The following is a 6,593-nucleotide window of genomic DNA, read 5'->3' as shown; positions in this document are numbered from 1 at the left end:
GGCTTCGGCGCCGGAAAGGCCGCGGTGGCCCGCGCGGCGTCGGCCCAGGGCGCGAATCCAGCCCTGCTGCCCCCGCCCCCGGCCGTCCCCCAGCAGAACACTCCCGGCGCCGGTGCGGCCATGGCCCCCGGCGTCGGCGGCGGTCAGCCCTCCTGGGCCCAGCAGGTGCACCGCCTGGGCGGGGCCGAGGAGGGCGGAGAGCAGCGCCTCGCGCCCTGGAAGCCGCCCGTCGAGGACGTGTTCCAGGCCGCCGCCCGCAGACAGGCGTCGGCCCGTCCAGCGGGCCTCGGCAAGCGGCTGTTCGCGCGGCTCGTGGACACCCTGGTCGTCGGCGCCCTCACCGCCGCGGCGGCCGTGCCGCTGGGCACCATGGCCGTCGACCACATCACGGAGAAGATCGACGCGGCCAGGCTCTCCGGCGAGACCGTGACCGTATGGCTGCTGGACGGCACGACCGGGCTGTACCTGGGCATCGTGCTGGCCGTGCTGCTGCTGGCCGGGATCCTGTCCGAGGCGTGGCCCACGGCCAAGTGGGGCCGCACCCTCGGCAAGAAGCTGGTCGGTCTGGAGGTCCGGGACATCGAGGGCCACGAGCCGCCGTCGTTCGGCGGGGCCCTGCGCCGCTGGCTCGTCTACGCCGTCCCGGGGCTGCTCGGCATCGGCGTCGTGGGTGTCCTGTGGTGCTTGTTCGACCGCCCGTGGCGCCAGTGCTGGCACGACAAGGCGGCGCACACCTTCGTGGCGGGCTGAGCGCACACGGACACACGCAGGACATATGCAAGACGCGCACAAGACACAAACGGATATACGACGGCCGTACGTTCGACGCGGGGTGGTCGGGTACGGAGTACGGATCAGCTGATTCGGTACCCCGGACGGCCCCTCGCCGGATGCGGAGCCGGATGGTTCGCGGTCCACTCGGGCCATGAGCAGCGAACCGCCCCCCGGCTCCGGTCAGCAGCCACCGGACGACGACCCGTTCAGGAAGCAGCCACCGCCTCCGCCGCACGGCGCAGGTGATCCGTACGGCAGCTCAGGCCCCACCGGCGGCGGCTCGCCGTACGGAGGCGCAGGCACGCCCTATGGAGGTGGCGGCCCGCCCTACGCAGGCGGCGGCGGTGATCCGTACGGCGGTGCAGGCGACCCCCTCGCGGGCATGCCACCGCTCGCCGACGGCGGCCGGCGTGTGCTCGCGCGGCTCATCGACATGATCCTCGTCGGTGTCGTCGTCGGGCTGCTCACCTGGGGTTTCAACGTCAACGAGTACGACGTCGACGGCGACAACATGAACTACGGCCGCTCGGTCGGCCAGTCGCTCATCGCCGCCGTGCTCTACATCGCGTACGACACGATCCTGATCTCCCGCACCGGGCAGACGCTCGGCAAGAAGTGGCTCCGGCTGCGGGTGGCCAACCTCGACAACGGCGCCACGCCCTCCGTGCAGACCGCGCTCGTCCGGTCGCTCGTGCTGTGGATCCCGTTCGCCTTCTGCTGCGCCTGCATCTGGACGGCGATCTCGGGCGGCTGGAGTTTCTTCGACAAGCCGTACAGGCAGGGCCTGCACGACAAGGCGGCCAAGACCGTGGTGGTCAGCACCGGTTGATCAACTCTTCTGACGGCAACGGCGGTTGGGCGGGCCCGCATCACGCGGACCCGCCCAACCGCCGTTGGCGGAGCGGAAGAGGTCGGGGTCGGGGTGGTTCAGTCCTGCTGTCCCGAGGAGGCCTGTACCGGGACGCGTTCGCGCGGCGCCGGGGCGGCCGACGAGGCGACGATCTGTGAGGTCGCGCGGGCCGGCCTGGACCGGGGCACGGTCATGGCGACGAGCAGTCCCAGGACGAGTCCCACGAGGGCGATCAGCGCGACCCCCGGACCCGAATCCGTCCGAGACAGCAGCAGCATGGCGAGCGTCGAGAGAATCACGGTGCACGAACCGTAGGTGAGCTGTGCGACGGTCGGACGAGGCGCGGTCTGACGAGGCATGGCAATCGAGTCCTCGTTGGATTCGGGGGGTGAACGGGGGTGAGGCGCGGGTCGACCTGGCTTTCCACCGGGCATCCGGCGTTCCGCCAACCGACTCTAATCGCGTCCATGCCCGACTGGAACGCGCAGTAAGCGTGACCTAACCCACGGCTCCGGAGCACAGGGGGCGCACGGAGTCACGGCGTCCACCGACTGGACGCGCCCGCGCGCCGGTTGGGCGATGCGTTGGGCGACACGTCGGACCTGCTCCCGATGTCCGTAAAGGGAACCCATGGCGGAGATATAGCGGTTGCCAACTCCGCATAATGCACTTGACCTGTCCAAGTCAAGGTCTGTCTTTTCTTCTAAACCTCTAGTCAAATTACGTCACTTGACTACACGCGTATACCGCCCGCGGAGAGTTTCCGAACCAGGAACCCCCCATCCGCGTGGACGGGCGCGGGGGAGGGACCCTCAAGTGACCAGCAGACCCTGGACGTTCAGAACGGCGGCCGTCGGTGTGGCACTCGCCACAGCCGCCGCCGCCTTCTCCACCTACGCCATCGCCGAGGCCGATTCGGGCGCCGTCGCCGGTGCTTCGGCCGCGAACCGGCACGACCCGGCGGAGCAGCAGCACGCGGACCACGACCTCGACGGTCCGCTCAGCAAGACCCAGGAGGCCCAGCGCGAGGAAGCGCTCAACCAGGTCATCTCCGGCGAGGCCACGGCCAAGAACCGCAACGGTTCGCAGGTCGTGCAGCTGAAGAGCGGCAAGGGCAAGGGCAAGTACGTCGAACTGAGCCGGGAGAAGACCGACAAGATCTTCACGATCCTGGTCGAGTTCGGCGACCAGGTCGACAGCCGCTACGGCGGCACGGTCGGCCCGCTCCACAACGAGATAGCCAAGCCGGACCGCACCCAGGACAACAGCACGGCCTGGCAGGCGGACTACAACACCGACCACTTCCAGAAGCTCTACTTCGGCACCGGCAAGAACGTCGAGTCGATGAAGAAGTACTACGAGAAGCAGTCCTCGGGCCGCTACTCGGTCGAGGGCACCGTCTCGGACTGGGTCAAGGTCCCCTACAACGAGGCCCGTTACGGCTCCAACCTGGCCAACGACGGCGCCTGGTACGCGGTTCAGGACGGCGTCACCGCATGGGTCGCGGCGCAGGAGGCAGCAGGCGCGACCGACGCGGAGATCAAGGCACAGCTCGCCGCGTACGACCAGTGGGACCGCTACGACTTCGACGCCGACGGCAACTTCAACGAGCCCGACGGCTACATCGACCACTTCCAGATCGTGCACGCCGGTGAGGACGAGTCCGCGGGCGGCGGCGCCCAGGGCGAGGACGCCATCTGGGCCCACCGCTGGTACGCGTTCGGCACCGACGCAGGCTCGACCGGCCCGTCCGGCAACCAGCTCGGCGGCGCGCAGATCGGCGCCACCGGCATCTGGGTCGGCGACTACACCATCCAGCCGGAGAACGGCGGACTCGGCGTCTTCGCCCACGAGTACGGCCACGACCTCGGTCTGCCGGACCACTACGACACCACCAACACCGGTGAGAACTCGACCGGTTTCTGGACCCTGATGTCGTCCGGTTCCTGGCTCGGCACCGGTGGCGACAACATCGGCAACCTGCCCGGCGACATGAACGCCTGGGACAAGCTCCAGCTGGGCTGGCTCGACTACGACACGGCGAAGGCCGGGAAGAAGTCGAACCACAAGCTGGGCGTCGCCGAGTACAACACCAAGAACGCGCAGGCGCTCGTCGTCGAACTGCCCGAGAAGACGGTCACCACCGACGTCGTCACTCCGGCGCAGGGCGCGACCCAGTGGTGGAGCGGCAGCGACAACAACCTCTCCAACACGCTGACCCGTTCGGTCGACCTCACCGGCAAGTCCTCGGCCACCCTGACCCTGGACGGCTGGTACGACATCGAGGCCGACTACGACTACCTCTACACCGAGGTCTCCACCAACGGCGGCGTCACCTACACGCCCATCGACGGCACGGTCGACGGCGCTGCCATCCCGCGTGACGGCAGCGGCAACCCGGCGCTCACCGGCACGGTGGACGCGTACAAGAAGCTGTCGTACTCCCTGGACGCCTACGCGGGCCAGAAGTTCGACCTGCGCTTCCGCTACACGTCCGACGGCGGCGTCTCCCAAATGGGCTTTGCGGCCGACGAGATCACCGTCACCGCCGACGGCGCCACGGTCTTCGCCGACAACGCGGAGAGCGCGGACGCGGCGTGGACGACGAAGGGCTTCTCGCGCATCGGCGCGGCCATCACGGACGACTACCCGCAGTACTACATCGCCGAGAACCGCCAGTACGTGTCGTACGACAAGACCCTCAAGGTCGGCCCGTACAACTTCGGCTTCTCGACGACCCGTCCGTCCTGGGTCGAGCACTTCCCGTACCAGAACGGCCTGTTGATCTGGAAGTGGGACACCTCCCAGAAGGACAACAACGTCACCGCGCACCCCGGTGCCGGTCTGGTCCTCCCGGTGGACGCGCACCCGGCCGCGCTGAAGTGGGCGGACGGCACGCTGATGCGCAGCCGTATCCAGTCCTACGACTCCCCGTTCAGCCTCTACCGCACGGACGCGCTCCGGCTCCACAAGGCGGACGTGCTCACGAAGGTCGCCTCCCAGAAGGGCGTGCCGATCTTCAACGACCACACCTCCACGTACTACGACGCGGCGACCCCGCTGGCGGGCGTGAAGATCACTGACACCAACACCAAGATCAAGATCGTCAAGGAAGCCAAGGACGGCTCCACGATCTCGCTCCAGGTGGGCCCCGCAGTGAAGTAGTCCGCATAATTGCAGGTCAGAGCATGATCGGCCGTGACCCCCTGGCGGGTCGCGGCCGATCGTGTTTAGGTGCCTCCTGTGCCTTTCTTATTGACACCGAGTCCCACGGGGGGTGTGACCGCATGGCCGCAGGAGGTTTCTGCAAGTTGCCTAGTGGCAGCGTGGTGGTGGCGTTGAACCTGCCGAGCCCCACCGCCCCGGCCCCCACCCGCACGGGCGCCGGACTGGACGACGTACGCGTCCTGGTACTGGCCCAGAACCGGGCCAGGGCACTGACCCGCCTGCGCAACCTCGGCCTGCGAGCGGTCTACCTCCGGGGCAACGCGGCCCCGCCCACCCCCGACGAGATCACGGCCGTCCTCCACCACCCCGACGGCCTCATATGGCGCACGGCCCCGGACAACAGCGTCCCGTCGATACCGGAGCGCACGGAGCTGTGGCACCCGATCAGGTCCCTCCTGCGGAGGCCGCCGCCGGTACCGGGTGTGACGGCGGCCGTGAGGGTGGCCGGGAGGGCGTCGCAGGCCGTCCTCGGTCCTGCGACCTAGGCCCGCCGTCGGATGTGACCGGCCGGTGTACGCCATAACCTCGCCGTATGACGGCAGCCGGCTCACCTTCCGACGTATCTCCCGAGGCATCTCCCGACGGACCCCGCAGCATCGGGCAGCGCAGGCGCGAGGCGCTGGAACGGCTCGCGCGGGACATCGACGTATGGGTCGCCACGGCAGACGCCGACGGCGAGCCGACCCTCGTTCCGCTGACCTACTGGTGGGACGGCGAGACGGTGTGGCTGGCCACCCGCGACACCAACCCGACCGGCCGCAACCTGCGCGCCTCGGGCCGGGTACGCCTCTGCTTCGGCCACACCCGGGACGTGGTCCTGATCCACGGCACCGCCCGCAGGCTGACCCGCGAGGAGCTGCCGGCCGGCGTGGGCGACGCCTTCACCGCGAAGGACGGCTGGGACCCGCGGGAGAGCGGCCCCTCGTACGTCTGGTTCCAGGTCGTCCCGGAGGTGATCCAGGCGTGGGGAACCGTGCCCGAGATGGCCGACCGGGACCTGATGTGTGACGGCAAGTGGCTGAACCAGGCGGCCGACTGACCAGGGCGTACGGACTACGGGTCACACCACCGGCTTGCCGGACAGCTCCACGCCCGCCGCCCGCAGCTCCTCCAGGGCCCGGTCCGTGGACTCCTCGGCGACGCCGGCGGTGAGGTCCAGCAGGACCTGGGTGCGGAAGCCCTCGCGGGCCGCGTCCAGGGCGGTGGCCCTGACGCAGTGGTCGGTCGCGATGCCGACCACGTCCACCTCGTCGATCTCGCGGGTCCGCAGCCACTCGGCCAGCGTGACCCCGTTCTCGTCGGCGCCCTCGAAGCCGCTGTAGGCCGCCGCGTACGCCCCCTTGTCGAAGACGGCGTCGACCGCGCCGGAGGCGACCGCAGGGGCGAAGTTCGGGTGGAAGCCGACGCCCTCCGTGCCGGCCACACAGTGCGCGGGCCAGGAGCGCTGGAAGTCGGGGTTGTCGGCGAAATGGCCACCGGGGGCGATGTGGTGGTCGCGGGTCGCCACGACGTGGCGGTATCCGGCGGGGGCCTGCCCGATCAGTTCGGTGATCGCGGCGGCCACGTCGGCACCTCCGGCCACCGCGAGACTGCCTCCCTCGCAGAAGTCGTTCTGCACGTCTACGACGATCAAGGCGCGGCGCATGGGCGGTCTTCCTTCGACGGTTTCGGCCGTACGGCCGTTTCGGCGGTGACGCCGGGTCGGTCGTACGGGAGGGGTGCGGGCCCGGCCGGTGCGACT

At 69.5% G+C, this 6,593-nt stretch carries 6 protein-coding genes and 1 pseudogene; 5 read left to right on the top strand and 2 right to left on the bottom strand.

Annotation, left to right across the window (positions count from 1 at the left end; translation table 11 throughout):
* Positions 1-750: RDD family protein (locus tag G3I71_RS08160; RefSeq protein WP_239148997.1), on the top strand; the 750-nt coding region annotated here is incomplete at its 5' end.
* A 175-nt stretch (positions 751-925) separates the two neighbouring features.
* Entirely contained in the window at positions 926-1,603 is a 678-nt protein-coding gene (locus G3I71_RS08155) for an RDD family protein (protein WP_164313222.1), read from the top strand.
* Between the two features lie 98 nt (positions 1,604-1,701).
* Here G3I71_RS08155 and G3I71_RS08150 read toward each other — a convergent pair whose 3' ends face one another.
* Complete coding sequence (locus G3I71_RS08150; RefSeq protein WP_164313221.1) at positions 1,702-1,983, bottom strand: hypothetical protein; 282 nt, start codon at positions 1,981-1,983, stop codon at positions 1,702-1,704.
* 457 nt (positions 1,984-2,440) lie between these two features.
* Between G3I71_RS08150 and G3I71_RS08145 the strand changes: the two genes are divergently transcribed.
* From G3I71_RS08145 to G3I71_RS08135, 3 genes and pseudogenes are all read left to right on the top strand, one after another.
* On the top strand, positions 2,441-4,789 hold the full coding sequence (locus G3I71_RS08145) for an immune inhibitor A domain-containing protein (RefSeq protein ID WP_164313220.1): 2,349 nt from the start codon (positions 2,441-2,443) through the stop codon (positions 4,787-4,789).
* A 122-nt stretch (positions 4,790-4,911) separates the two neighbouring features.
* Positions 4,912-5,259: pseudogene (locus G3I71_RS08140) on the top strand (hypothetical protein); the annotation flags it as partial.
* A gap of 125 nt (positions 5,260-5,384) precedes the next feature.
* Entirely contained in the window at positions 5,385-5,891 is a 507-nt protein-coding gene (locus G3I71_RS08135) for a pyridoxamine 5'-phosphate oxidase family protein (protein ID WP_164313219.1), read from the top strand.
* 21 nt (positions 5,892-5,912) lie between these two features.
* Here the strand turns inward: G3I71_RS08135 and G3I71_RS08130 are convergent, their stop codons facing one another.
* Positions 5,913-6,497 carry a nicotinamidase gene (locus tag G3I71_RS08130; RefSeq protein WP_164313218.1) on the bottom strand — a complete coding sequence of 195 codons (585 nt, stop codon included), beginning with the start codon at positions 6,495-6,497 and terminating at the stop codon, positions 5,913-5,915.
* Positions 6,498-6,593: the final 96 nt, after the last annotated feature.

Origin of the sequence: Streptomyces sp. SID12501, assembly GCF_010550245.1 — a bacterium.
Taxonomy (GTDB): Bacteria; Actinomycetota; Actinomycetes; order Streptomycetales; family Streptomycetaceae; genus Streptomyces.
This window is presented reverse-complemented; position numbering and strand designations above follow the sequence as displayed.